The organism is Serratia sp. BW106 (genome assembly GCF_002607755.1).
GTDB classification, from domain to species: Bacteria; Pseudomonadota; Gammaproteobacteria; order Enterobacterales; family Enterobacteriaceae; genus Serratia; species Serratia proteamaculans.
Genome location: NZ_MCGS01000004.1, coordinates 22,507 through 47,127, shown reverse-complemented (window position 1 = coordinate 47,127; position 24,621 = coordinate 22,507). Strand labels below are relative to the sequence as shown.

The 24,621-nt window shown below is 56.1% G+C and carries 20 protein-coding genes and 1 other RNA gene; 10 read left to right on the top strand and 11 right to left on the bottom strand.

Translation table 11 applies throughout. The annotated features are described in order from the left end of the window. Positions 1-94: 94 nt before the first annotated feature. Complete coding sequence (locus BEI65_RS03290; RefSeq protein ID WP_099062120.1) at positions 95-796, top strand: pirin family protein; 702 nt, start codon at positions 95-97, stop codon at positions 794-796. 58 nt (positions 797-854) lie between these two features. On the opposite strand, the gene rnpB is transcribed toward BEI65_RS03290, so the two are convergent. Further along, an RNA gene (rnpB, locus tag BEI65_RS03285) (RNase P RNA component class A) lies at positions 855-1,233 on the bottom strand. A 41-nt stretch (positions 1,234-1,274) separates the two neighbouring features. After that, positions 1,275-2,138, bottom strand: coding sequence for a 16S rRNA (cytidine(1402)-2'-O)-methyltransferase (gene rsmI, locus BEI65_RS03280; RefSeq protein WP_085119140.1), 864 nt, complete (start codon positions 2,136-2,138; stop codon positions 1,275-1,277). Positions 2,139-2,200: 62 nt separating this feature from the next. On the opposite strand from rsmI, the gene BEI65_RS03275 reads away from it, so the two are divergent. Genes BEI65_RS03275 through dolP form a run of 4 tightly spaced genes read left to right on the top strand, consistent with a single transcriptional unit; the run spans position 2,201 to position 5,808 of the window. Then, positions 2,201-4,231 carry a penicillin-binding protein activator gene (locus BEI65_RS03275; RefSeq protein ID WP_099062119.1) on the top strand — a complete coding sequence of 677 codons (2,031 nt, stop codon included), beginning with the start codon at positions 2,201-2,203 and terminating at the stop codon, positions 4,229-4,231. Beyond that, positions 4,228-4,581, top strand: coding sequence for a YraN family protein (locus BEI65_RS03270; protein WP_170925084.1), 354 nt, complete (start codon positions 4,228-4,230; stop codon positions 4,579-4,581). Before BEI65_RS03275 ends, BEI65_RS03270 begins: the two co-directional genes overlap by 4 nt. A gap of 51 nt (positions 4,582-4,632) precedes the next feature. Continuing rightward, positions 4,633-5,223, top strand: coding sequence for a DnaA initiator-associating protein DiaA (diaA, locus tag BEI65_RS03265; RefSeq protein WP_004948462.1), 591 nt, complete (start codon positions 4,633-4,635; stop codon positions 5,221-5,223). 9 nt (positions 5,224-5,232) lie between these two features. Continuing rightward, on the top strand, positions 5,233-5,808 hold the full coding sequence (gene dolP / locus BEI65_RS03260) for a division/outer membrane stress-associated lipid-binding lipoprotein (protein WP_099062118.1): 576 nt from the start codon (positions 5,233-5,235) through the stop codon (positions 5,806-5,808). A gap of 45 nt (positions 5,809-5,853) precedes the next feature. Here dolP and mtgA read toward each other — a convergent pair whose 3' ends face one another. The 4 genes from mtgA to BEI65_RS03240 form a co-directional block, all read right to left on the bottom strand. Further along, positions 5,854-6,585, bottom strand: a complete 732-nt coding sequence (gene mtgA / locus BEI65_RS03255) for a monofunctional biosynthetic peptidoglycan transglycosylase (protein ID WP_099062117.1) — start codon at positions 6,583-6,585, stop codon at positions 5,854-5,856. After that, positions 6,582-7,235 (bottom strand): isoprenoid biosynthesis glyoxalase ElbB, encoded by a 654-nt coding sequence (gene elbB / locus BEI65_RS03250; RefSeq protein WP_099062116.1) that lies wholly within the window; start codon positions 7,233-7,235, stop codon positions 6,582-6,584. The genes mtgA and elbB overlap by 4 nt, the downstream gene beginning before the upstream one ends. Positions 7,236-7,472: 237 nt before the next feature. After that, the gene (gene arcB / locus BEI65_RS03245; protein WP_099062115.1) at positions 7,473-9,812 is read right to left on the bottom strand and encodes an aerobic respiration two-component sensor histidine kinase ArcB; all 2,340 of its coding nucleotides are present in this window, start codon (positions 9,810-9,812) and stop codon (positions 7,473-7,475) included. Between the two features lie 92 nt (positions 9,813-9,904). Further along, on the bottom strand, positions 9,905-10,843 hold the full coding sequence (locus BEI65_RS03240; RefSeq protein WP_099062114.1) for a TIGR01212 family radical SAM protein: 939 nt from the start codon (positions 10,841-10,843) through the stop codon (positions 9,905-9,907). A 691-nt stretch (positions 10,844-11,534) separates the two neighbouring features. Here BEI65_RS03240 and gltB point away from each other — a divergent pair. Continuing rightward, the gene (gltB, locus tag BEI65_RS03235) at positions 11,535-15,995 is read left to right on the top strand and encodes a glutamate synthase large subunit (RefSeq protein ID WP_099062113.1); all 4,461 of its coding nucleotides are present in this window, start codon (positions 11,535-11,537) and stop codon (positions 15,993-15,995) included. A 10-nt stretch (positions 15,996-16,005) separates the two neighbouring features. Beyond that, positions 16,006-17,424: a glutamate synthase small subunit gene (locus BEI65_RS03230; RefSeq protein ID WP_099062112.1), complete on the top strand. Its 1,419-nt coding sequence runs from the start codon at positions 16,006-16,008 to the stop codon at positions 17,422-17,424. A 117-nt stretch (positions 17,425-17,541) separates the two neighbouring features. Here BEI65_RS03230 and sspB read toward each other — a convergent pair whose 3' ends face one another. The 5 genes from sspB to zapE all read right to left on the bottom strand — a co-directional run bounded on the left by sspB (position 17,542) and on the right by zapE (position 21,263). Further along, positions 17,542-18,039: a ClpXP protease specificity-enhancing factor gene (sspB, locus tag BEI65_RS03225; protein ID WP_099062111.1), complete on the bottom strand. Its 498-nt coding sequence runs from the start codon at positions 18,037-18,039 to the stop codon at positions 17,542-17,544. A gap of 5 nt (positions 18,040-18,044) precedes the next feature. Next, complete coding sequence (gene sspA, locus BEI65_RS03220; protein ID WP_085119652.1) at positions 18,045-18,686, bottom strand: stringent starvation protein SspA; 642 nt, start codon at positions 18,684-18,686, stop codon at positions 18,045-18,047. 336 nt (positions 18,687-19,022) lie between these two features. Then, entirely contained in the window at positions 19,023-19,415 is a 393-nt protein-coding gene (gene rpsI / locus BEI65_RS03215; RefSeq protein ID WP_085119653.1) for a 30S ribosomal protein S9, read from the bottom strand. Positions 19,416-19,430: 15 nt separating this feature from the next. Beyond that, the gene (rplM, locus tag BEI65_RS03210; RefSeq protein WP_012147045.1) at positions 19,431-19,859 is read right to left on the bottom strand and encodes a 50S ribosomal protein L13; all 429 of its coding nucleotides are present in this window, start codon (positions 19,857-19,859) and stop codon (positions 19,431-19,433) included. 276 nt (positions 19,860-20,135) lie between these two features. Then, positions 20,136-21,263 carry a cell division protein ZapE gene (gene zapE, locus BEI65_RS03205; RefSeq protein ID WP_099062110.1) on the bottom strand — a complete coding sequence of 376 codons (1,128 nt, stop codon included), beginning with the start codon at positions 21,261-21,263 and terminating at the stop codon, positions 20,136-20,138. A 231-nt stretch (positions 21,264-21,494) separates the two neighbouring features. Here zapE and zapG point away from each other — a divergent pair, with 231 nt between their 5' ends. The 3 genes from zapG to degS all read left to right on the top strand — a co-directional run bounded on the left by zapG (position 21,495) and on the right by degS (position 24,616). Beyond that, the gene (gene zapG / locus BEI65_RS03200) at positions 21,495-21,896 is read left to right on the top strand and encodes a Z-ring associated protein ZapG (RefSeq protein ID WP_085119655.1); all 402 of its coding nucleotides are present in this window, start codon (positions 21,495-21,497) and stop codon (positions 21,894-21,896) included. 194 nt (positions 21,897-22,090) lie between these two features. Then, complete coding sequence (degQ, locus tag BEI65_RS03195) at positions 22,091-23,461, top strand: serine endoprotease DegQ (protein WP_099062109.1); 1,371 nt, start codon at positions 22,091-22,093, stop codon at positions 23,459-23,461. Positions 23,462-23,557: 96 nt separating this feature from the next. Then, entirely contained in the window at positions 23,558-24,616 is a 1,059-nt protein-coding gene (gene degS, locus BEI65_RS03190) for an outer membrane-stress sensor serine endopeptidase DegS (protein ID WP_099062108.1), read from the top strand. Positions 24,617-24,621: the final 5 nt, after the last annotated feature.

Below are 24,621 nucleotides of genomic sequence, written 5' to 3'. Positions count from 1 at the left end.
CAGGAAATTTGAATATGCCGACCAGATTAACTGGCTAACAATCCGGCGTCCAGATGCTTACCATCTAGATAATGAATTTAGAGAGCCGATTGCCATGATTACATGCAGAACAGCACAACAATGCGGGCAAGCTGACTTTGGTTGGCTGCAGGCTCGCTACACCTTTTCTTTTGGACACTACTTCGATCCCAAGCTGATGGGCTACGCCTCACTGCGGGTGTTAAATCAGGAGGTGCTGGCGCCAGGCGCTTCATTCCAGCCACGCACCTATCCCAGCGTGGATATCCTGAATTTGATCCTGCAGGGTAAAGCGGAATACCGCGACAGCGAAGGTAACACGGTGAACGCCAGGGCCGGTGAAGCCTTGCTTATGGCGACCCAGCCGGGACTGAGCTACAGCGAGCAGAACATCAGCAGTGATACGCCGCTGACCCGTCTGCAACTGTGGCTGGATGCCTGCCCGGAGCGCAGCAACGAGCGAGTACAGCGCCTGATGCTGCCACAGGCCGGCGTGACGCTGTTGGCTTCCCCAGACGGAGCACAGGGCAGCCTGCAACTGCGTCAACAGGTGTGGATCCACCACCTGGATTTACAGCCGGGTGAACAGCAGACGCTGGCGCTGAACGGGCCCCGTGCTTACCTGCAGTCGATCCACGGCACTATTGATGCCCATGGCGAGCGTAACGACAACCAACGCCTGACCTGCGGTGATGGGGCGTTTATCCACGAGGAAAACCGCCTGACTCTCCGTGCCGAAACGCCGCTGCGTGCACTGCTGATCGATTTGCCGGTGTAAGCCGGATCCAGAAAGGAAAAAACCCCGCGTAACTTGCGTTACGCGGGGTTTTCTTTATAGAGGGAGTTGACCGGTAAGCCGGGTTCTGTCGTGGACAGTCATTCCTCTAGGCCAGCAATCGCTCACTGGCTCAAGCAGCCTACCCGGGTTCAGTACGGGCCGTACCATGTGAACCCCTATTTGGCCTTGCTCCGGGTGGAGTTTACCGTGCCACGAACTGTTGCCAGTCGCGCGGTGCGCTCTTACCGCACCCTTTCACCCTTACCTGATCCCGCTTGCGCGGGCCATCGGCGGTTTGCTCTCTGTTGCACTAGTCGTAGGCTTGCGCCTCCCAGGCGTTACCTGGCACCCTGCCCTATGGAGCCCGGACTTTCCTCCCCTCCATCTGTCTCCCCCGAAAGGGACGGCAATGAAGCGGCGACTGTCTGGTCAACTCCGGCGCGGATAGTAGCGTTGCGCTCACGGCAGGTCAACCGCTTTACTGTTCTTGTTGCTCTAACGCGTATTTATACAACGCATTTTTCTTCACGCCGTGGATCTCCGCCGCCAGCGCCGCCGCCTTTTTCAACGGCAGCTCTTTTTGCAGCAACGCCAGGGTCCGCAGCGCTTCCAGCGGCAATGCATCGTCCTGCGCCTTATGACCTTCGACGATCAGCACCATTTCGCCACGACGACGGACTTCATCTTCCTGCACCCAGGCCAGCAGTTCGCCAACCGGCGCGCCGGTGATCGATTCCCAGGTTTTGGTCAGCTCACGCGCCAGCACCACATAACGTTGCGGCCCCCACACGGTGACCATGTCCTGCAAACTTTCCAGCAAACGGTGGGTTGATTCGTAGAAAATCAACGTACGCGGTTCCTCTGCCAGCGCCATCAGCGTATCCTTACGGCCCTTGGTTTTCGCCGGCAGGAACCCTTCGTAGCAGAAGCGGTCAGAAGCCAGACCTGCGGCACAGAGTGCCGTGGTTGCTGCACAAGCGCCCGGCAGCGGCACCACGCGGATGCCTGCTTCGCGGCAGCGGCGTACCAGGTGATAACCGGGATCGTTGATCAAAGGCGTACCGGCGTCGGAAACCAGCGCTATGCTCTGGCCTTCCTGCAGTTTCGCCAGCAGTTGATCGGCCTTTTGTTGTTCGTTATGGTCATGCAGCGCAAACAACCGCGCGCTAATCGCAAAGTGTTGCAACAGCAACCCGGTATGGCGCGTGTCTTCGGCCGCAATCAGATCAACGCTTTTCAGTACCTCTAACGCACGGTGGGTAATATCCCCTAAATTGCCGATTGGGGTGGGCACCACATACAGCGTTGATGCAGAAATGACTGATTGTTGGTGTTGATTCATTGTTTCATCCGGGTTGCCGATTTAATATTGAGCATCTTGAAAAAAACATCACTGGATACAGTATGCTTTCCTCAACATTCGTTCGTACCAAAGCAGGGCGTTCAAAGCCTGTCCGACTTACCGCAGTGATCGCAGCAGCCCTTTTCCTTGCAGGCTGTCCGAGTCAGGCCCCGCAGACGCCGCCCGCCAATATACAGGACGAAGCGAGCGCCAGTTCCGATTACTATCTGCAGCAGCTGCAGCAAAGCAGCAATGATAACAAGGCTGACTGGCAATTACTTGCTATTCGCGCGTTGTTACGTGAAGGGAAACTGCCGCAGGCCAGTGAACAACTGAAGCAACTGCCGAAAAACCTCAGCAGCGTGCAGCAGGTGGAAAGCCAGTTGCTGACCGCAGAACTGCAGGTGGCAAACAAAAGCTACGTCAGCGCTCGCAGTACGCTGGGGCATCTGGATACCGGCTCACTGTCGGCCAACCAGTTGGTACGTTTCTATCAGGCGCAGATCGCCGCCAATCAGGGTAAACCCTCCCTGCCGCTGATCCGCGCTTACATTGCGCAAGAGCCGTTGCTGACCGGCAAGCCACATCAAACCAACCTGGACCAAACCTGGCAGTCGCTGCTGCAACTGACGACGCAGGACATGAACAGCCTGGTGATCAACGCTAATGAAAATGTGTTGCAGGGCTGGTTGGATCTGCTGCGTGTCTATCAGGACAACAAGCAGGATCCCGATCTGCTGAAGGCCGGGATTAAAGACTGGCAGAACCGCTATCCACAGAACCCGGCGGCGAAAACACTACCGACCCAGTTGAACCAGGTGCTGAACTTCACCCAGGCCTCCACTTCAAAAATCGCACTGCTGCTGCCGCTGAATGGCCAGGCAAAAGTGTTTGCCGATGCGATCCAAAAAGGCTTTGAAGCAGCCAAGAACGGTGTGACCCCTTCGGCCCCAGTGCAGCAACAGCAATCACAGCCTGACAGCGCGCCAGTGCAGAGCGCAGATCCCGCGTCAGCAGACCAGAACGCCAACGGTGCAGTCAGCACCTCGGCGCCGGATGCTGCCCCGGTGACGGCTGCCCAGCCTGCTGCACCTTCCACTGCGCCGATGACTCCGCCGCAGGCCGCTAACGCACAGATTAAAGTGTATGATACCTCCAGCCAACCGCTGGCCGCGTTGCTGACGCAGGCACAGCAGGATGGCGCAACCCTGGTGGTCGGCCCGTTGCTGAAAGAAAACGTCGATCAACTTGCCAGCAGTACTACCACGCTGAACGTGCTGGCGCTCAATCAGCCGGAAACGCCGAAAGATAACCCGAACATCTGTTACTTCGCGCTTTCACCGGAAAATGAAGCACGTGACGCCGCCCGCCACATTTGGGAACAACAGAAACGGCAGCCGCTGTTGCTGATCCCTCGCGGTGCCTTCGGCGACCGCGTTGCCAAAGCCTTTAACCAGGAGTGGCAGAGCCTGGGCGGACAGACCGTGCTGCAGCAGAACATTGGCTCCGCCAGTGAACTGCGCCAGATGGTCAACAGCGGTGGTATTCGCATGTCCGGGACGCCAATCTCCGCCGCACCGGCACCGCAGGCCGTGACCATTGCCGGGCTGACCATTCCGGCACCGCCAAGCGATACGCCTGCAACCAGTGGTGGCAGCGTAGACTCGGTCTATATCGTCGCCACCCAGTCCCAGTTGACGCTGATCAAACCGATGATCGACATGGCCACCAACTCACGCAGCAAGCCGGCAATGTACGCCAGCTCACGCAGCTACCAGGCCGGGGCCGGTCCGGACTTCCGTCTGGAAATGGAAGGCCTGCAGTTCAGTGATATTCCGTTGTTGGCCGGTGCTAACCCGCAGTTGTTACAGCAGGCAAGCAGCCAGTTCCGCAACGATTATTCGCTGGTGCGTCTGTACGCAATGGGGATGGATGCCTGGACATTGTCCAACCACTTTGCTGAAATGCGCCAGTTGCCCGGTTTCCAGGTCTCCGGCACGACTGGCATGCTCACCGCCGCACCGGGCTGTGTGATCAACAGAAAACTGCCTTGGCTGCAATACCGTCAGGGCATGGTCGTTCCGGTCTCTTGAGTCAACGCGCCATAGGGGCGGGCTATGAGTTACAGGCCCGCCACTATCTGGAACGCGCCGGGCTCACCTTCTGCGCTGCCAATGTGGCGCTGCGCGGTGGTGAGCTCGATCTCATCATGCGCGATGGTCAAACCTGGGTGTTCGTTGAAGTCCGCTACCGCCGCAGCGATGCTTTTGGCGGTGCGGCGGCCAGCGTCACTTATCGCAAGCAGCAGAAGTTGCTGCATGCCGCCGCCGTTTGGCTGGCGGGACGCGGAGCCAGTTTTGACACATCGTCTTGCCGTTTTGATGTTTTGGCCATCACAGGTAGCCAGTTAGAATGGATACCCAACGCCTTCAATGCGGATTAATCGTGGTTTACCGGTGCAGACCGGCCCTTTGACTTAGTGGATTAATACAACGTGCTGGATAGAATTAAAGCCTGTTTTACCGAAAGCATCCAAACCCAGATTGCGGCGGCGGAGGCCTTGCCCGACGCCATCTCGCGTGCCGCGATGACGCTGGTTCAATCCTTACTTAACGGTAATAAAATTCTGTGCTGCGGCAACGGCACCTCGGCAGCCAACGCGCAGCATTTCGCCGCCAGCATGATCAACCGCTTTGAAACCGAGCGCCCAAGCTTGCCGGCCATTGCGCTAAATGCCGATAACGTGGTGCTGACGGCGATCACCAACGATCGGCTGCACGACGAAGTCTACGCCAAACAAGTGCGCGCGCTCGGCCATGCCGGCGACGTGTTGCTGGCAATTTCCACCCGCGGCAACAGCCGTGATATTGTGAAAGCGGTCGAAGCCGCGGTAACGCGCGACATGACGATTGTCGCGTTGACCGGTTACGACGGCGGTGAACTGGCCGGCTTGCTCGGTCAACAGGATGTCGAGATCCGCATCCCATCACACCGCAGTGCACGCATTCAGGAAATGCATATGCTTACCGTAAATTGCCTATGCGACCTGATAGATAGTACGTTGTTTCCCCACCAGGACGAATAAGGAACTGAGATGAAGCTGAAAGCCACATTTGCAGTGCTGTCCAGCGCCCTGCTGTTACAAGGCTGTATTGCAGGCGTTGTCGTTGGCAGCGCTGCCGTTGCCACCAAAACCGCCACTGACCCACGCAGCGTGGGCACTCAGGTAGACGATGGCACACTGGAAGCCCGGGTTGAAAACGCCCTGAGCAAAGATCAGCAGTTGAAGAAAGATGCCCGGGTGGTTGCGACCGCCTATCAGGGTAAAGTGCTGCTGACCGGGCAGGCGCCAAATACCGATCTGGCCGCCCGCGCCAAGCAGATCGCGATGGGTGTTGAAGGCACTACCGAAGTGTACAACGAGGTCCGTCAGGGGACGCCGGTCAGTCTGAGCACCGCGTCTTCCGACACCTGGATCACCACCAAGGTCCGTTCACAATTGCTCACCAGCGATGCTGTGAAATCGTCCAATGTGAAAGTCACCACCGAAAATGGTGAAGTGTTCCTGCTGGGTCTGGTCACGCAACAGGAAGCACAATCTGCGGCGCAGACAGCCAGCCAGGTGGGCGGCGTAAAACACGTCACCACCGCCTTTACCTACGTGAAATAACCAGTGGTCCGATGCCCTCTCCTGCGGGAGAGGGTGACGGCTCACTCAATCCAGATTATGTTCTTTCAGAAACCCTTCCCCGCCCAACTGACGCATCTGACGCATAATCCACTGCTGCCGTTGTACCACGTAACCGGAAGGCGCATTGGCCTTGAAGCGGTGCGGGTTAGGTAATACCGCTGCCAGTAATGCAGCTTCTGACGCAGTCAGACGCTTGGCCGGTTTATTGAAAAAGCGCTGTGACGCTTCCTCCACGCCGAAAACACCGTCGCCGAATTCGACGATATTCAGGTATACCGTCAGGATCCGTCGCTTGGTCCACACCAGCTCAATCCCCGATGTCAGCCCGGCCTCCAGCCCCTTGCGCAGCCAACTGCGGCCATCCCACAGGAACAGGTTCTTTGCCGTTTGCTGGGACAGCGTAGAGGCGCCACGAATGCGCGTGGGCCGACGCTCATTGTGACTGAGCGCCTTTTCGATCGCCGCCACATCAAAACCCCAGTGCTCCGGGAATTTCTGATCCTCCGCGGCCATCACCGCCAACGCCATCTGCGGGGAAATATCGTCCATCGACACCCAGTCGGAATGTGCTACATAGCCAAAATCGCCACTCAGCCAGGCGCCAAGCTGCCGTTCAACCATCACCGCAGAAAAAGGCACGGGCAGAAAAGCAAAGGCGACGATCCCCAGTAGCCACACGCCGACCAGCGTAATTAATCCGCGTTTCAGCCAAAACCAGGGCCGGGAAAAAATCGATTTGCCCGCAGATTTTCTCATTCAGTCAAATCCAGCACCCGTGAAACCAGCTTATCAATTCCGCTGGCCGCCTCACCGATCGATTTTGCCAGCATATAGGCCGGCGTGGTCACCACTTTGTTCTCAGCATCCACCACGATGTCATCAACCGGACAAATCACCGGCTCACCGCCCATGGCATCAATCACTTCACCCAGGTCGGGATCGTTGCCAATGGTCAGCCGCACTTGTTGATCCAACAGTTTCGGTAGCAACGCGGGCGCAATACACATGAAACCAATTGGTTTATTTGCCTTATGCATTTGCTGCGTTAACTTAGCCAAATCCTTATCAATCCAGCATTCCGCCCCTTCACTGGCGAAACTGCTGAGGTTCTTTGCCGCGCCAAAGCCACCGGGGACGATCAGGGCATCCAGTTGGCTGGCGTCGGCCTGTGAAAGCGGCTGGACTTTCCCTCTGGCAATGCGCGCAGACTCCACCAGAACATTGCGAAACTCTGGCACCCCATCACCGGATAAGTGATTAATAACATGAAGTTGAGGTTTATCAGGGGCAAAGCATACCGCCTGCGCCCCTGCCCGGTCCAACGCCAGCAGCGTCAGGACGGCCTCATGGATCTCCGTACCGTCATAAACCCCACAGCCGCTCAGCACTACGCCAACGTTTTTCATCACCCTTCCTCCTGTCGATACTGTCAACTGGTAAGTGCTCTGAGTTGACAAACACTAATCTACATCACACATTTTAATGAATCTTCTAACAAGAGCGCTTACATTTGCTATGTTGTTGGCTGTATGATGTTTAGGAATTCTCTACAACCTGCTCGACCAGAACATTAAAACCAATACGCAGGTTCACAATTTCCCTGGTGTTGGCGCAATATTCGCGCACCCCGGCCTAGGTCGGGGTCATTTTTTTTCAGCTTCCGCTACCCACTCACGCAGTACCTGCACATCGTTGCGCCACTCTTGCTTCAGCTCATCAACCCAATCCTGCACGTTATCCCACCATGCCGGCAACGTCGGGGTTTGAATTTGCTGTGCAATCTGTTGCAAATGACGCAGGCCAACCGAGCCGGCAGCACCTTTGATTTTGTGCCCCTCTTCGGTGATGCCCTTCTGGTCGCGTGCCGTCATATTGGACTCCAGCACCGCCAGATAACCCGGCATCATCTGCTCAAACATCTCCAGGCTCTGATGAATCAACTGCGGCCCCACCAGGTCCATGTACTGTTCCAGCATGGTGGTATCCAGTAAAGACTCATTAATCTTCATCGTCTTTTGCTCCGTTTTCTTTGTGGTGTGAGAGGGTTGATGATCCCAGTAATGCTTTATCACCTTGGTCAGCGCCGGTACGGACAACGGCTTGCTCAGCACATCGTCCATTCCCGCGTCGAGGTACTCTTTTTTGTCTTTCAGCACGTTGGCGGTCAGTGCAACCAACGGCGGCAGCGCCTGCCCGGCATAGCGTTCACGCAGTATCCGGGCGATATCCAGCCCGGTCATGTCCGGCAACTGGATATCCAGCAGCACCAGATCGAACTCGTCCGGATCGAACATCGCCAGCGCATCCTGGCCGTTCATCGCCACTTCAACGCTGTTGCCCAGCTTCTCCAGCACCGAACGCGCCACAATCACGTTCAGCTCAATGTCTTCCACCAGCAGGATATGCAGCGCCGGCAATGGCAGCGCCTCTTCGACTGCGGTCTCACTTTCCGCTTCCTGTACCGCCGGTGCCTTGATGGATAAGGTAAAGCAAGAACCGTGCCCCTGTGCGCTGCTGACGGTGATATCGCCGCCCATGCTCTGCGCCAGACGCTTGGAAACCGCCAGCCCAATGCCCGTACCGGTCGCCGGACGGCCGCCGTGCTGATCCTTCACCTGATAATACATGGCGAAGATTTTGTCCTGTTCATCCTGCGGAATGCCCATGCCGGAGTCTTCCACTTCAAACACCAGCCGATCCTGCTCTTCGCGCCGTACGCGCACCACAATTCGCCCCTGCGGGGTAAACTTCACCGCGTTGCCGATCAGGTTCCACAGGATTTGTCGCAGGCGGGTGCCGTCGGCGATGATTTGTTGCGGCAGCGGTTGTTGCGGCTCCATCACAAACTGCAGCCCTTTCGGCTGTACCAACAGGCCAGAGAGATTTTCCAGATCGGCCAGGAAGCCGGTGAAGTCTACAGGTTGGTTGTCGAGCTGCACTTTACGGCGCTCGAGCTTATCCATCTCGATAATGTCATTGAAGATATTACCCAGCGTGATGGCGCTGACATGGATGGTTTTGAGGTATTTCAGCTGTTCGTCGTTTAATTCGGTATCGAGCAGAATGCGACTCAGGCCGACGATGCCGTTAAGCGGCGTACGAAGCTCGTGGCTGATCGTTGAGATGAAGGTGGTCTTGTCCCTGCTGGCATTCTCCAGCGCGTCCTGGTAGCGCTTACGCTCGGTTATATCGCGACCAAAGCCCATCAGGCCGTGGCGTTTGCCCACGCGGTCGTAAAACGGCACCTTGCGCAGCTCAAAACAGGCCTTGCGGCCATCCGGGTAAACCAGCCACTGTTCATAGGTCAGTGAGACGTTGTGACGGAACACTTTCTCGTCGGTTTCGATCACCTTCTCGGCGATTTCCTGACCGTAGACGTCAAATGGCGTCAGGCCGATCAGCTGTTTTTCGCTTTTGCCGGTCAGCAGTTCCATCGCCCGGTTACAGCCGGAGAACTCTTTGTCTTCGTTGCGGTAATAGACCAAATCCGGCGAAGCATCGAGGAAGGAACGCAACAGCGCCGACTGCTGACCCAGTTCAATCTGCGCCAGTTCACGCTGCTCCATCTCTCCCGTCAGCTTGTCCATCACCTGCTGACGCTCTTCTTCCGCCTTGATACGGTCGGCAATTTCCTGATTCAGTTGGCTGATGTTGTCCTTCAACTGCTGGTTAAGCTCCAGGTCGCGGTGGCGCATCTCTTCCAGCTTATCCACCAGCCGCGTCAGGCGCTGGCGTGACTCCTCAAGCTGTTCGACCACCACCGACAGAAAGTAGACCGCCCATGGCGTAATCAGCAGGCCGAAGAAGATTGAACGCACCACGTCGATGCTTTCTACTTCCCCGCGCAGCAGCATGGTGACCGCCATCTGCACCACCATTGCCAGCACCACCAGTGCCGATGCCAGCAGCAGCGAAAAGCGTACCAGCCCCAGTTTTACCATTAAATCAACGTAGTACTGGGCTAACACCCGGATTTGCTTCATAGCCGCTCCCATCAGACAGAATCTTGTAAATCATACCGTAAAACCCCGATGAGATAAGAAAGCAAACGCCGAAGTGTGGGAAAGATTGCAAATCAAAACAGTGCGCAAGGACGATATTGCTGCTTTTCTGTCAATGCACTGCCCTGACCGCCATGCTGTTGCAGATAGCCCCCCACCGCCTGCATGCCGTTCCAACGGTTTTCGCACCATAATGGTGCCAACAGCGTCGGCCGGCGCGCGCTGGCGGAGATACGGTGATATATCACCTCTTTCGGCGTATGGCGGATCATCTCACCGGCGCTGGCGGCATAATGCTCGAGCGACAGTTCTGGCAATCGCCCGGCCTGCCAGGCCCGCGCCAGGGTGCTGCCGGTCACGATATGCAGCGGGTGCAGCTTGATGCCGTCCACACCGCTGTCCACCACTTGCTTCAGGGTCGCCAGATGGTCAGCGGCCGTTTCCCCCGGCAGCCCGACAATCAGGTGGCTGCACACCTTCAGTCCGCGTTCACGTGCCAGCCGGGCGGTGTGCTGATAACAGGAGAAATCATGGCCGCGATTGATGCGTTTCAGAGTTTTATCGTGCGCCGTCTGTAGCCCCAGCTCCAGCCACACCTCATACCCCTGCTCAAGGTAGCCCGCCAGCAGATCAAGCGCCGCGGGCGGTACGCAGTCCGGACGAGTCCCAACGCAGATGCCAACCATGTCGGCCTGCGACAAAGCCTGCTGATACATCTGTGCCAGCAGGCTCACTTCTGCATAAGTACTGGTGTAGGCCTGAAAGTAAGCCAGATAGCGCTTAGCGCGGTTGACCCTGACCGCCTGCAACGCCAACTGTTCGGCGATACTTTGCTGCTGCATCTGTTCATCGGCGAAAGAGGCCACATTGCAGAAGGTACAACCACCGCGCCCCAGAGTGCCATCGCGGTTCGGACAACTGAAACCGCCGTGCAGCGTGAGTTTATGGATCTTTTCACCATAGCGGCGCTGGAGATCGGCGCCAAACATATTGACTAATTGCGGCAACTGCATAATCTTGGAGATCTCTGTGCTCAAAGCCCGTGATGCTAATAAGAAACGGCTTTTCCCGCGATGACAGAGATCAACGCTTTCCCCGCAAGGCTTCACCAGGCATAACTATTCATTATAAATGCAAATAAAATCACTCAGGCCGAGATGAATTTTTCTTATTCTCGCGCAACCGTTCACGTCAATATGACAAAGCGATGAAAAATAGTCATAAACAACGAAAAAGATTAACTTATTAGAATAAAACTCCGACATTCACACCCGCACTAGCATGGTGCAGAGATTCAGGCATTGCACTATAGTGAGACAGCTCACATTTCTTCGGGGTTCACCACTCCCCTGCGCAAGCTCAAAAATTGCCATAACATATTAAATATCAATTAATTGACCACAATAAATCCCATAAGAAACCCCCTTAGGCCTATAGTTGACCTGCGTATTCTTTCTCGCTAAGTTGGAAGTCCGCTGGAAGCTTTCTGGACGGGCAAACGTCTCGTCATATTTATGCAGTAATTTAAGACTCCCTCTTAAAACAAGTCATTTACCACTTGTGAGAACCGTCACGAGAGGCCATTAACGGAGGGCGGAAAAGCAGATCGGCGCTATTAACCTTGCTGATTGGACTTCTGCCTGAAGGGAAGCCCCCTCGTGAAAGGTTGTGAGAGTCACGCAGAGCCTGGGGAGGTTCACTGATATGTTGTACGATAAATCCCAAGAGCGGGACAACTGTGGTTTCGGCCTGATCGCCCACATAGAAGGCGAACCTAGCCATAAGGTGGTGCGTACTGCTATTCACGCGCTGGCCCGTATGCAGCACCGTGGCGCAATCCTTGCTGACGGCAAGACTGGCGACGGTTGCGGCCTGTTATTACAAAAGCCTGACCGCTTTTTCCGCATGGTGGCGGAAGAACGCAGCTGGCGTTTAGCCAAGAACTACGCCGTTGGCATGATGTTCCTCAGCCAGAACGAAGAGGAAGCCCGTGCCAGCCGCCGCATTGTCGAAGAAGAACTGCAGAATGAAACGCTGTCAGTGGTCGGCTGGCGTGAAGTACCGACCAATCCGGACGTATTGGGTGAGATCGCCCTCTCTTCTTTGCCACGCATCGAACAGATCTTTGTTAACGCCCCGGCCGGTTGGCGTCCGCGCGATATGGAACGCCGCCTGTTTATCGCGCGTCGCCGTATCGAGAAGCGCGTCCAGGACGATAGCTTCTATGTCTGCAGTTTCTCCAACCTGGTAACGATCTATAAAGGCCTGTGCATGCCTGCAGATCTGCCACGTTTCTATCTTGATTTGGCGGACCTGCGTCTGGAATCGGCCATCTGCCTGTTCCATCAGCGTTTTTCCACCAACACCGTGCCGCGCTGGCCGCTGGCACAGCCGTTCCGCTATCTGGCGCACAACGGCGAGATCAACACCATCACCGGTAACCGCCAGTGGGCACGGGCCCGTACTTATAAATTCCAGACACCGCTGATCCCGGATCTGCAGACTGCCGCGCCGTTCGTTAATGAAACCGGCTCCGATTCCAGCTCGCTGGATAACATGCTGGAACTGCTGCTGGCGGGCGGGATGGATCTGATCCGTGCCATGCGCCTGCTGGTGCCACCGGCCTGGCAGAACAACCCGGACATGGACACCGACCTGCGCGCCTTCTTCGACTTCAACTCGATGCACATGGAGCCGTGGGACGGCCCTGCCGGCATCGTGATGTCCGATGGTCGCTACGCCGCCTGTAACCTGGACCGTAACGGTCTGCGTCCGGCGCGCTACGTCATCACCAAAGACAAGCTGATTACCTGCGCCTCGGAAGTCGGGATCTGGGATTACCAGCCCGATGAAGTGGTAGAGAAAGGCCGCGTGGGCCCTGGCGAACTGATGGTGATCGACACCCGCAGCGGCAGGATCCTGCACTCCGCCGAGACCGACAACGATCTGAAAAGCCGCCACCCGTATAAAGAGTGGATGGAAAAGAACGTCAAGCGTCTGGTGCCATTCGAAGACCTGCCGGCCGATCAGGTCGGTAGCCGCGAACTTGACGACTCGCAGCTCGAGACTTACCAGAAACAGTTCGGCTACAGCAGCGAAGAACTGGATCAGGTGATCCGCGTGCTGGGTGAAATTGGCCAGGAAGCCACTGGCTCAATGGGTGACGATACCCCGTTCGCCGTGCTCTCCAGTCGTCCGCGCATCATTTATGACTATTTCCGTCAGCAGTTCGCCCAGGTGACCAATCCACCGATCGACCCGCTGCGTGAAGCGCATGTGATGTCACTGGCGACCAGCATCGGCCGCGAAATGAACGTGTTCTGCGAGGCAGAAGGTCAGGCGCACCGTTTAAGCTTCAAATCACCGATCCTGCTGTACTCCGACTTCAAACAGCTCACCACACTGGAAGGCGAATATTATCGCGCCGACACGCTCGATCTGACCTTTGATCCGGCCAAGCAAGACCTGGAGCAGACCATTCGCGCCCTGTGCGACGAAGCGGAACGCAAAGTCCGCGACGGTGCCGTGCTGTTGGTGCTGTCCGACCGCGCTATCTCCACTAGCCGTTTGCCGGTGCCTGCACCGATGGCCGTAGGCGCGATCCAGACCCGTCTGGTAGATAAGAACCTGCGTTGCGACGCCAACATTATCGTTGAAACCGCCAGCGCCCGCGATCCGCACCATTTCGCCGTGCTGCTGGGCTTCGGCGCGACGGCGGTCTACCCGTACCTGGCCTACGAAACCCTGGCCAAACTGGTAGATACCCAGGCGATCGACAAGAAATACCGTGAAGTGATGCTGAACTACCGTAACGGCATCAACAAAGGCCTGTACAAGATCATGTCCAAAATGGGCATCTCGACGATTGCTTCTTACCGCTGCGCCAAATTGTTCGAGGCCGTCGGTTTGCATCGCGATCTGTCCGATTTGTGTTTCCAGGGCGTGGTCAGCCGCATCGGCGGCGCCAGCTTCAGCGATATCCAACAGGATCTGCAGAACCTGTCTAAGCGCGCATGGCTGAAACGCAAGCCGCTGGAACAGGGTGGCCTGCTGAAGTTTGTCCACGACGGCGAGTACCATGCGTACAACCCTGACGTGGTGAGCACACTGCAAACCGCGGTTCACAGCGGCAAATACAGCGACTATCAAACTTACGCCAAACTGGTGAATGAACGCCCGGTGGCGATGCTGCGCGACCTGTTGGCCATTACGCCGAAGGGCACGCCAATTCCGGTCGATCAGGTTGAACCGGCCGAATCGCTGTTCAAACGTTTCGATACCGCAGCCATGTCTATCGGTGCACTGAGCCCGGAAGCGCATGAGTCGCTGGCGATTGCCATGAACAGCCTCGGTGGCTTCTCCAACTCCGGTGAAGGCGGCGAAGATCCTGCGCGCTACGGCACCAACAAGGTGTCACGCATCAAGCAGGTGGCGTCCGGCCGTTTCGGCGTGACCCCGGCCTACCTGGTGAATGCCGATGTGATCCAGATTAAAGTGGCTCAAGGGGCCAAGCCGGGTGAAGGCGGTCAGTTGCCTGGCGATAAGGTAACCCCGTATATCGCCAAGCTGCGTTACTCGGTGCCGGGCGTGACCCTGATATCCCCACCGCCACACCATGACATCTACTCGATCGAAGATCTGGCACAGTTGATCTTCGACCTGAAACAGGTCAACCCGAAGGCGATGATTTCGGTGAAGCTGGTTTCCGAACCGGGCGTCGGCACCATCGCTACCGGCGTGGCGAAAGCCTATGCCGACCTGATCACCATCGCCGGCTACGATGGCGGTACCGGTGCCAGCCCGCTGTCTTCGGTGAAATATGCCGGTTGTCCGTGGGAACTGGGCCTGGTGGAAACCCAGCAGGCGCTGGTGGCTAACGGCCTGCGCCATAAAATCCGCCTGCAGGTGGATGGCGGCCTGAAAACCGGCGTGGATATCGTCAAAGCGGCGATCCTCGGTGCAGAGAGCTTTGGCTTCGGCACCGGCCCTATGGTGGCGCTGGGTTGTAAATATCTGCGTATCTGTCACCTGAATAACTGCGCAACCGGCGTGGCAACTCAGGACGAAAAACTGCGCCGCGATCACTATCACGGCCTGCCGGAACGTGTGGTTAACTACTTCCAGTTTATCGCGCGTGAAACCCGCGAAATCATGGCGCAACTGGGTGTCAGCCAACTGGTCGATCTGATTGGTCGTACCGAGTTCCTGACCGAACTGGACGGTATTTCTGCCAAGCAGAACAAACTGGATCTGTCGCCGTTGCTGCAAACCGCTACGCCGCACCCAGGCAAGGCGCTGTACTGCACTGAAAGCAGCAACCCACCGTTCGACCAGGGGTTGATGAACAAAGATCTGCTGGCGCAGGCGGAACTGCATATCGAAGCCAAGCACAGTAAGGCTTTCTACTTCGATATCCGCAATACCGACCGCTCAGTGGGCGCTACCCTGTCCGGTGCCATCGCTACCGTGCATGGCGATCAGGGCATGGCAGCCGATCCGATCAAGGCTTACTTCTCCGGTACTGCAGGCCAGAGCTTCGGCGTCTGGAATGCGGGTGGGGTTGAACTGACCCTGACCGGCGACGCCAACGACTACGTCGGTAAAGGCATGGCCGGTGGCCGTATCGCCGTACGCCCACCGATTGGATCTGCATTCCGCAGCCACGAAGCCAGCATCATCGGTAACACCTGTTTGTACGGCGCTACCGGCGGCAAGCTGTTCGCCGCAGGCCGTGCCGGTGAGCGTTTCGCCGTGCGTAACTCCGGTGCCATCACCGTAGTCGAAGGCATCGGTGACAACGGTTGTGAATACATGACCGGCGGCATCGTCTGCGTGCTGGGAAAAACCGGCATCAACTTTGGTGCGGGCATGACCGGCGGCTTCGCCTACGTGCTGGATGAGGACGGCGAGTTCCGCAAACGTGTGAACCCGGAGCTGGTGGAAGTGTTGGATGTCGAACAACTGGCGATTCATGAAGAGCACCTGCGTGGCTTGATTACCGAGCACGTTCAGGCGACCGGTTCTTCGCGTGCGGAAGAGATTCTGGCTAACTGGCCGGAATGGGCGCCGAAGTTCGCTCTGGTCAAGCCGAAGTCCAGTGATGTCAAAGCATTGTTGGGTCACCGTAGTCGTTCCGCAGCCGAGCTGCGGGTTCAGGCGCAGTAAGAGGTCATTAATGAGTCAGAATGTTTATCAATTTATCGACCTGCAGCGCGTTGATCCGCCAAAGAAACCGCTCAAGATCCGTAAAATTGAGTTTGTAGAGATTTACGAGCCGTTTTCGGAAACTCAGGCGAAGTCGCAGGCGGACCGCTGTCTGTCTTGCGGTAACCCGTATTGCGAATGGAAATGCCCGGTTCACAACTACATCCCGAACTGGCTGAAGCTGGCGAACGAAGGCCGCATCATGGAAGCTGCGGACCTGGCGCACCAGACTAACAGCCTGCCGGAAGTGTGCGGCCGCGTTTGCCCACAGGATCGTCTGTGTGAAGGCTCCTGCACCCTGAACGACGAGTTCGGTGCGGTGACTATCGGTAACATCGAGCGCTATATCAGCGATAAAGCGATTGAGATGGGCTGGAAACCGGACATGTCCCACGTGCTGCCTACCGGCAAACGCGTAGCAGTGATCGGTGCTGGCCCTGCCGGCCTGGCCTGTGCCGACGTACTGACTCGCAACGGCGTGAAAGCGGTGGTTTACGATCGTCATCCGGAGATCGGTGGCCTGCTGACCTTCGGTATCCCGGCCTTCAAGCTGGAAAAAGAAGTAATGGTGAAACGCCGTGGCATCTTCAGCGAGATGGGCATTGAGTTCCAACTCAATACCGAAGTGGGCAAAGACATCACCATGGAGACGCTGCTGAGTGAGTATGACGCGGTGTTCCTCGGTGTCGGTACCTATCAGTCCATGCGCGGTGGCCTGGAGAATGAAGAAGCGCCGGGCGTCTATGACGCACTGCCGTTCCTGATCGCCAACACCAAGCAGCTGATGGGCTATCAAGCCGAGCAGCACGAGCCGTATATCAACATGGAAGGCAAACGCGTGGTGGTACTGGGCGGTGGTGATACCGCGATGGACTGCGTGCGTACCTCTGTCCGCCAGGGGGCAACCGACGTTATCTGTGCCTACCGCCGTGATGAAGCCAACATGCCAGGCTCCAAGCGTGAAGTGAAAAACGCGCGTGAGGAAGGGGTTGATTTCAAATTCAACCTGCAGCCGCTGAGCATCGAACTGAACAGCGCCGGTCGCGTGGCCGGTGTAAAAATGGTTCGTACCCAGTTGGGTGCACCGGATGCCAATGGCCGCCAAACGGCGGAGCAGGTACCGGGCTCCGAGCACATCATCGATGCCGATGCCGTGGTTCTGGCCTTTGGTTTCCGCCCGCATAAGATGGACTGGTTGGCCGCTCACGACGTTGAGCTCGACAAACAGGGCCGTATTGTGGCGCCGGAAAGCACCGATAATGCCTTCCAGACCAGCAACCCGAAGATCTTCGCCGGTGGCGATGCGGTGCGCGGTTCAGATCTGGTAGTGACGGCGATTGCCGAAGGCCGTAAAGCAGCCGATGGCATCATGAGCTACCTGGAAGTCTAAGCTCCTCAGCTTCCCCCCAAGGGCCCGCGGTTAACTCTGCCGGGCCCTTTGTTTTTCCCGGGGCGCAGGCAATAAAAAAGGTCGCCAAAGCGACCTTTCGTGTTCACCACTGCGGGGTTATTTCACCACGCGCAGTGCCGGGCGACCACCACGTGGCGGCGGTGGTGGCTCATCATCCGGATCGTTACCTTCATCCAGATCAGGGCGATCACCATCAATTACCGACATCAGGCTTTCCGAAGGGATCGTCTCATTGTCCAAACCTTCAAACGTGCCTTCCGCTTCATAAGCGGCTTCCGGTTCGAACATGGTGCCCGCACCGTTTTCACGGGCATAAATTGCCAGCACCGCTGCCATTGGCACCAGGACCTCACGTGGCACACCACCGAAACGCGCGTTGAAATGCACTTCGTCGTTGCCTAATTCCAGGTTGCCTACTGCACGCGGCGCGATGTTCAGAACGATCTGGCCATCACGGGCGAATTCCATAGGTACCTGCACGTCAGGACGCGTCACATCCACCACCAGGTGCGGTGTCAACTGATTGTCCAGCAACCAGTCATAGAACGCCCGCAGCAGGTACGGACGGCGTGGAGTCATCTGAGACATATCCATAACGCTTAGCCCCGAGTCTGCAGGCGCATTTCGCGCTCGGGTTCGGTCAGGGAGGCCAGGAAGGCATCACGCTCGAACACGCGAGTCATGTAGCCTTTCAGCTCTTTGGAACCGGCACCGCTCAATTCAATGCCCAACTGCGGCAAACGCCACAGCAGCGGCGCCAGGTAGCAATCTACCAGGCTGAACTCTTCGCTCATGAAGTACGGGGTCTGGCCAAAGATAGGGGCAATCGCCAGCAGTTCTTCGCGCAGTTGACGGCGTGCTGATTCAGCTTCCTGACCGTTACTCTGCTCGATTTTGTACATCAGCGAATACCAGTTTTTCTCGATACGCAGCATCATCAAGCGGCTCTCACCGCGAGCAACCGGGTAGACCGGCATCAATGGTGGGTGCGGGAAGCGCTCATCAAGGTATTCCATGATGATACGGGATTCATACAGGGTCAGTTCGCGATCGACCAGGGTAGGCACCGTCTGGTACGGGTTGAGGTCAATCAGATCCTGCGGCAGGTTATCCAACTCAACCTGCTCAATCTCAACGCTGACACCTTTCTCCGCCAGTACGATACGTACTTGATGGCTAAAAATGTCGGTCGGGCCAGAGAACAGCGTCATTACCGAACGTTTGTTGGCAGCGACAGCCATGAAAACCTCCAAGTTATCTAGAAAATACTGCGAATAGCCAACGGACAGGCTGCTATCCTGAATGATCTTGACCGCAGGCCAGCAACTTGCAGCGAAACCTTAGGTCATAAAAACGGCCTCGGAGGTAGACTGATAACTGCTGCATGGCGAACAGGCGCAAAAGTGGATGATAGTTTACCAGATTTTGCTTGTTTTGTGGGGGCTGTACGGTGATTTCGTATTGAATTGTCTGATATACCAAAGATTTTAGTAGCGACAAGTTGATTTTCAGGCATAAAAAAACCCGGTGAAGCACCGGGTTTTTGGCGTAAATTCCACTGCCGAGGCAGTAAAAAATTAACGCTTGGAGAACTGCGGACGACGACGTGCTTTACGCAGGCCGACTTTCTTACGTTCTACCTTACGGGCGTCACGAGTAACGAAGCCAGCTTTACGCAATTCACCGCGCAGAGTCTCGTCGTACTCCATCAGTGCACGGGTGATACCGTGACGGATAGCGCCAGCCTGACCAGAGATACCACCACCTTTAACGGTGATGTACAGGTCAAATTTACCAACCATATCGGTCAGTTCCAACGGTTGACGAACTACCATGCGGGCAGTTTCGCGACCGAAGTACTGTTCCAGGGTACGCTGGTTAATTACGATGTTACCACTGCCCGGCTTGATGAAAACGCGAGCTGCGGAGCTTTTGCGGCGACCAGTGCCGTAGTATTGATTTTCAGCCATTGCCTATAATCCCGATTAGATGTCAAGAACTTGCGGTTGCTGTGCCGCGTGAGTGTGCTCGGTGCCCGCGTAAACTTTCAGTTTACGGAACATTGCACGACCCAACGGACCCTTTGGCAGCATGCCTTTAACCGCGATTTCAATCACACGCTCTGGATTGCGGGCAATCATCTCTTCAAAGGTCGCTTGCTTGATACCACCGACGTAGCCGGTGTGACGGTAATACACTTTGTCTGTACGCTTGTTGCCGGTTACAGCAACTTTTTCTGCGTTCAGAACGATGATGTAGTCACCGGTATCAACGTGCGGGGTGTATTCCGCTTTATGCTTGCCGCGCAGACGACGAGCCAGTTCAGTAGCGAGACGGCCTAAAGTTTTACCATCTGCATCAACAACGTACCAGTCGCGTTTTACGCTCTCTGGTTTAGCTGTAAAAGTTTTCATTAGAAAGCTTACCCAATAATTAGTTACACGTTGGTGAACACCCAAACGCTCGAAAACAGTTGAGGCTCACACGACCATACAAGTCCAGCAAACCTACCCCTTCGAATAGCCATTGCCGGCACTAAAAAGTTTTTGGGAAAAAAACTTTGTTGTAACGTGGGGTCGCAAGATTATAGAGAAGTCGCTCACAAAGATCGAACGCTTTTTGAATAGAAACGCAATTTAGCGCTAACGGCGGAAATGCGGGGACGCCGGCGGTCGGGGTCCCCCTGGGCGTCACGGCAGATGCGGCAACTTCAGATACTCCTCGCTCTGCATTTCCTGCAGCCGCGACAGGCAGCGCTGGTACTCAAACTTCAGCCGTTCCCCCTGGTAAATATCAAACATCGACGCTTCGGCGGCAATCACCAGCTTGACGTGACGTTCGTAAAATTCATCCACCAACGCCAGGAAGCGACGTGCAGTATTTTCCTTCAACGGCCCCATTACCCGCACATTATACAGGATCACACTGTGGTACAGGCGCGACAATGCAATATAGTCCAACTGGCTACGCGCCTCTTCGCACAACGTGTGGAAATCTACCGCCAGCACGCCGTCTACCGCGCGGATCGCCTGCAACGGCCGGTGATTAATTTGCAATACCGGCGCCGCCTCCCCTTCCTTGCCGGCCAGCTTCACAAACATCCGGTCCATGGTCTGCCGGGTCTGCTCATCAAGCGGCGTCAGGTACAAATGGGCCTGAGTCAAAGTGCGCAGGCGGTAATCAATGCCAGCGTCAACGTTCATCACGTCACAATACTGGTTAATCAGGTCGATCGCCGGCAGGAAACGCGCACGCTGCAGGCCGTTGCGGTACAGATCGTTCGGCGGAATATTGGAGGTCGCCACCAGCGTAATGCCACGGGCAAACAGCGCCTGCAACAAGGTTGCCAGCAGCATGGCGTCGGTAATATCGGAAACAAAGAATTCGTCGAAACACAGCACGTCGGTCTGCGCCTTGAAACCGTCAGCGATGATTTCAAGTGGGTTTTCCTGCCCCTGCAGCTCCGTCAGCTCTTCGTGCACCCGCAGCATAAAACGGTGGAAATGCAGACGCAGTTTGCGGTCCCCCGGCAGGCTGTGGAAGAACATATCCATCAGCCAGGTCTTGCCGCGGCCAACGCCGCCCCACATATATAAGCCCTGAGCCGGGCGCTGCTGAGCCGTTTCACTGCTCTTGCCCAGCCAACGGTTGAATTTGCCGCGCAGGCCACCGACCGACGCATTGACAGCGGGCGTCTGCTGCAATGCCTGATAGATATGATCCAGTTGAGTCACGGCCTGACGTTGCACCGCATCGGCCTGATATTCTCCCGCATCCAGCGCCTGCTGGTAGCGTGATAATGGTGATTGTGCCTGCATCTGTTCGATGTTCCCTAACAACGCTTAGAAATTATTTAGCCCATTTTCGCGGCAATTTTACGGGGCTTCTTGCCCTTATCGCTACAAATACCCACTCAGGGCGCTACTGAAAACCCTGAAGAAAACAGGTCATGGCTCATCAGGATTCCACTCGGACAAGGTTAACGGTTATAGTGGATATTATTAAGTGAAAAATCCCTGCGGAACAACGAAGTCAAAATAGGAGTCATCATGACCTGGGAGTATGCGCTGATTGGTTTGGTGGTCGGTATCGTCATTGGTGCGGTAGCGATGCGTTTTGGTAACCGTAAATTACGTCAACAACAAGTTTTGCAAAATGAGTTGGACAAGAGCAAAACCGACCTGGAAGAGTATCGCCAGGAGTTGGTCGGCCACTTTGCCCGTAGCGCTGAGCTGCTGGACAACATGGCACGCGACTATCGCCAGCTGTATCAGCACATGGCGAAAAGCTCCAACAACCTGCTACCGGACCTGCCAATGCAGGAAAACCCGTTCCGTTATCGCCTGAGCGAAGCCGAAGCGGATAACGATCAAACGCCGGTAGAGATGCCACGCGATTACTCTGAAGGCGCATCTGGCCTGCTGCGTGGCGAACGTCCGCGCCGCGACTAAACGCCGTTCTTCGCCCGTGGGCCAGTCCCACGGGTCTTTGCTTTCCCCGGTTTTTCTTCCCCACGCTGAGCTATTCTTAAAGCTGGCGCCTGAGTGAACTTTTCACGCAAATTCACGGTCTTATCCTTCACTATGGTAGTGCTGCTGCATTATCATCACCCTTTCACCGGCAGGTATTGAGAGAGTTATAATCAATGAATAAAAAGTCGTTAATTCTTAGTGCATTGGCAATGAGTATTGGCCTCACACTGACCTCCGTACCGGCAGCCACCGCGGCGATGCCCGTCGCCGTTCAGGGACAACCGCTGCCAAGCCTGGCACCGATGCTGGAAAAAGTCCTGCCCGCCGTCGTCAGCGTGCATGTTGAAGGCACACAGATACAGCGCCAGCAGGTTCCGGAGGAATTCAAACGCTTCTTCGGCCCTGATGCCCCAGGGCAGCAACAAAGCTCACGTCCGTTTGAAGGGTTGGGTTCTGGCGTCATCATCGATGCCGCCAAAGGCTATGTGTTGACCAACAACCACGTGATCAACAACGCCGACAAAATCAGCGTGCAGTTGAACGATGGCCGTGAAGTGGACGCCAAGCTACTCGGTCGTGACGAGCAATCCGATATCGCCCTGCTGCAGCTCAGCGACGTGAAAAATCTGACCGCGATTAAAATGGCGGACTCCGACCAACTGCGGGTCGGCGATTTTGCCGTGGCCGTCGGTAACCCGTTCGGCCTGGGTCAGACCGCGACTTCCGGCATTATTTCTGCGTTGGGCCGCAGCGGCCTGAACCTGGAAGGGCTGGAAAACTTCATTCAGACCGATGCTTCCATCAACCGCGGTAACTCCGGCGGCGCACTGGTTAACCTCAACGGTGAGCTGATCGGCATCAACACCGCCATTTTGGCGCCAAGCGGCGGCAACGTGGGCATCGGCTTTGCCATCCCAAGCAACATGGCGCAGAACCTCAGCCAACAGCTGATCGAGTTTGGCGAAGTCAAACGCGGCCTGCTGGGCATCAAAGGCAGTGAAATGACCGCCGATATGGCCAAGGCGTTTAATACCGATACCCAACGCGGCGCCTTTGTCAGCGAAGTATTGCCTAAATCCGCCGCTGCCAAGGCGGGTATCAAGGCCGGTGACATTCTGGTTTCCGTCGACGGCAAGGCCGTCAGCAGCTTCGCGGAGCTGCGTGCCAAGGTGGGGACCACCGCGCCGGGCAAAATCATCAAGATCGGGTTGCTGCGCGACGGTAAGCCACAGGAAGTTTCCGTTACGCTGGATAACAGCGATGGTGCCTCCACCAATGCCGAAACGCTTTCTCCGGCCTTGCAGGGTGTTTCACTCAGCAACGGTGCCATTCCAAGCGGCGACAAGGGCGTGAAGATCGACAGAGTCGATAAAGGTTCTGTGGCTGCGCAGATCGGACTGCAGAAAGATGATGTGATCATTGGCATCAACCGCCAGCGTATTGAGAACATCACGGCGTTACGCAAGGTACTTGAAGCCAAACCCCCGGTGATGGCACTGAACATCGTGCGCGGCGGTGAAACCATTTATCTGCTGTTGCGTTAATCGGTAATTTGTTTAAAAACCGGGCTCGGTGACATACTGCGCCCGGTATTCTCATGTTATCCTCCGTGTATCTTTTACCTCACGTACTAAAACTCCATGTTTGCTAAGCTCTTGCGTTCCGTCGTTATTGGTCTAATCGTTGCCGGCCTGCTGCTGGCTGCGCTTCCCGTGCTACGTTCCTCCAATACCCTGTTCGCAGAAAAACATGACAGTACCCGTGACGAAACACCGGTCAGCTACAACAAAGCGGTACGCCGCGCTGCGCCTGCCGTCGTGAATATCTACAACCGCAATATAAATGGCACCACCAACGTTTTGTCGCTGGGTTCCGGGGTGATCATGAACGATCGCGGTTATATCCTGACCAATCGCCATGTGATCAAGGATGCGCAACAAATTACCGTGGTCGTCCAGGATGGCCGCCGCTACGAAGCCTTGTTGGTCGGATCTGACAGCCTGACCGATCTGGCGGTGTTGAAAATAGATCCGGGCAACCTGCCGGTTATCCCAATCAATACCGCCCGTACTGCTCACGTGGGTGACGTCGTGCTGGCTATTGGCAACCCCTATAATCTCGGCCAGACGGTTACTCAGGGGATCCTCAGCGCCACCGGTCGTATCAGTATGAGCACCACCGGTCGCCAAACTTTCCTGCAGACCGATGCCTCGATTAACCGCGGCAATTCGGGTGGCGCGCTGGTCAACTCGCTGGGTGAGTTAATCGGTATCAATACCCTGACCTACGATAAAGTCACCGATGGGGAAACCCCGGAAGGTTTGGGCTTCGCTATTCCCATCGAGCTGGCTACCAAGATCATGGATAAACTGATCCGTGACGGCCGCGTCATTCGTGGTTATTTCGGTATTCAGGGTAAAGAAATTATCCCCCTGCGCTCGTCCAATTCCGGCATCGATCGCCTGCAGGGCATTATCGTGACCGAAATTACGCCGAACGGACCGGCAGGTAACGCCGGCTTCCATATCAACGACGTGATTATCAATGTCGACAACAAACCGGCAATATCGGTATTGGAGACCATGGATCAGGTGGCGGAGATCCGCCCCGGTACAGAAATTCCGGTGGTCGTACTGCGCGAGGGCAAACGCATCACGCTGAAGATGACGGTGGGTGAATTCCCGGAAGATAACAATTAAAAAGG

What these genes read in the sequence shown, in the direction of transcription:
- arcB (WP_099062115.1), bottom strand. Translation starts at nt 9,812, where the DNA reads ATGAAGCAAATCCGGGTGTTAGCCCAGTACTACGTTGATTTAATGGTA.
- gltB (WP_099062113.1), top strand. Translation starts at nt 11,535, where the DNA reads ATGTTGTACGATAAATCCCAAGAGCGGGACAACTGTGGTTTCGGCCTG.
- zapE (WP_099062110.1), bottom strand. Translation starts at nt 21,263, where the DNA reads ATGCAGGCACAATCACCATTATCACGCTACCAGCAGGCGCTGGATGCG.
- elbB (WP_099062116.1), bottom strand. Translation starts at nt 7,235, where the DNA reads ATGAAAAACGTTGGCGTAGTGCTGAGCGGCTGTGGGGTTTATGACGGT.
- degQ (WP_099062109.1), top strand. Translation starts at nt 22,091, where the DNA reads ATGAATAAAAAGTCGTTAATTCTTAGTGCATTGGCAATGAGTATTGGC.
- degS (WP_099062108.1), top strand. Translation starts at nt 23,558, where the DNA reads ATGTTTGCTAAGCTCTTGCGTTCCGTCGTTATTGGTCTAATCGTTGCC.
- dolP (WP_099062118.1), top strand. Translation starts at nt 5,233, where the DNA reads ATGAAGCTGAAAGCCACATTTGCAGTGCTGTCCAGCGCCCTGCTGTTA.
- BEI65_RS03290 (WP_099062120.1), top strand. Translation starts at nt 95, where the DNA reads ATGATTACATGCAGAACAGCACAACAATGCGGGCAAGCTGACTTTGGT.
- zapG (WP_085119655.1), top strand. Translation starts at nt 21,495, where the DNA reads ATGACCTGGGAGTATGCGCTGATTGGTTTGGTGGTCGGTATCGTCATT.
- BEI65_RS03230 (WP_099062112.1), top strand. Translation starts at nt 16,006, where the DNA reads ATGAGTCAGAATGTTTATCAATTTATCGACCTGCAGCGCGTTGATCCG.
- sspB (WP_099062111.1), bottom strand. Translation starts at nt 18,039, where the DNA reads ATGGATATGTCTCAGATGACTCCACGCCGTCCGTACCTGCTGCGGGCG.
- rsmI (WP_085119140.1), bottom strand. Translation starts at nt 2,138, where the DNA reads ATGAATCAACACCAACAATCAGTCATTTCTGCATCAACGCTGTATGTG.
- rplM (WP_012147045.1), bottom strand. Translation starts at nt 19,859, where the DNA reads ATGAAAACTTTTACAGCTAAACCAGAGAGCGTAAAACGCGACTGGTAC.
- BEI65_RS03240 (WP_099062114.1), bottom strand. Translation starts at nt 10,843, where the DNA reads ATGCAGTTGCCGCAATTAGTCAATATGTTTGGCGCCGATCTCCAGCGC.
- rpsI (WP_085119653.1), bottom strand. Translation starts at nt 19,415, where the DNA reads ATGGCTGAAAATCAATACTACGGCACTGGTCGCCGCAAAAGCTCCGCA.
- mtgA (WP_099062117.1), bottom strand. Translation starts at nt 6,585, where the DNA reads ATGAGAAAATCTGCGGGCAAATCGATTTTTTCCCGGCCCTGGTTTTGG.
- sspA (WP_085119652.1), bottom strand. Translation starts at nt 18,686, where the DNA reads ATGGCTGTCGCTGCCAACAAACGTTCGGTAATGACGCTGTTCTCTGGC.
- BEI65_RS03275 (WP_099062119.1), top strand. Translation starts at nt 2,201, where the DNA reads ATGCTTTCCTCAACATTCGTTCGTACCAAAGCAGGGCGTTCAAAGCCT.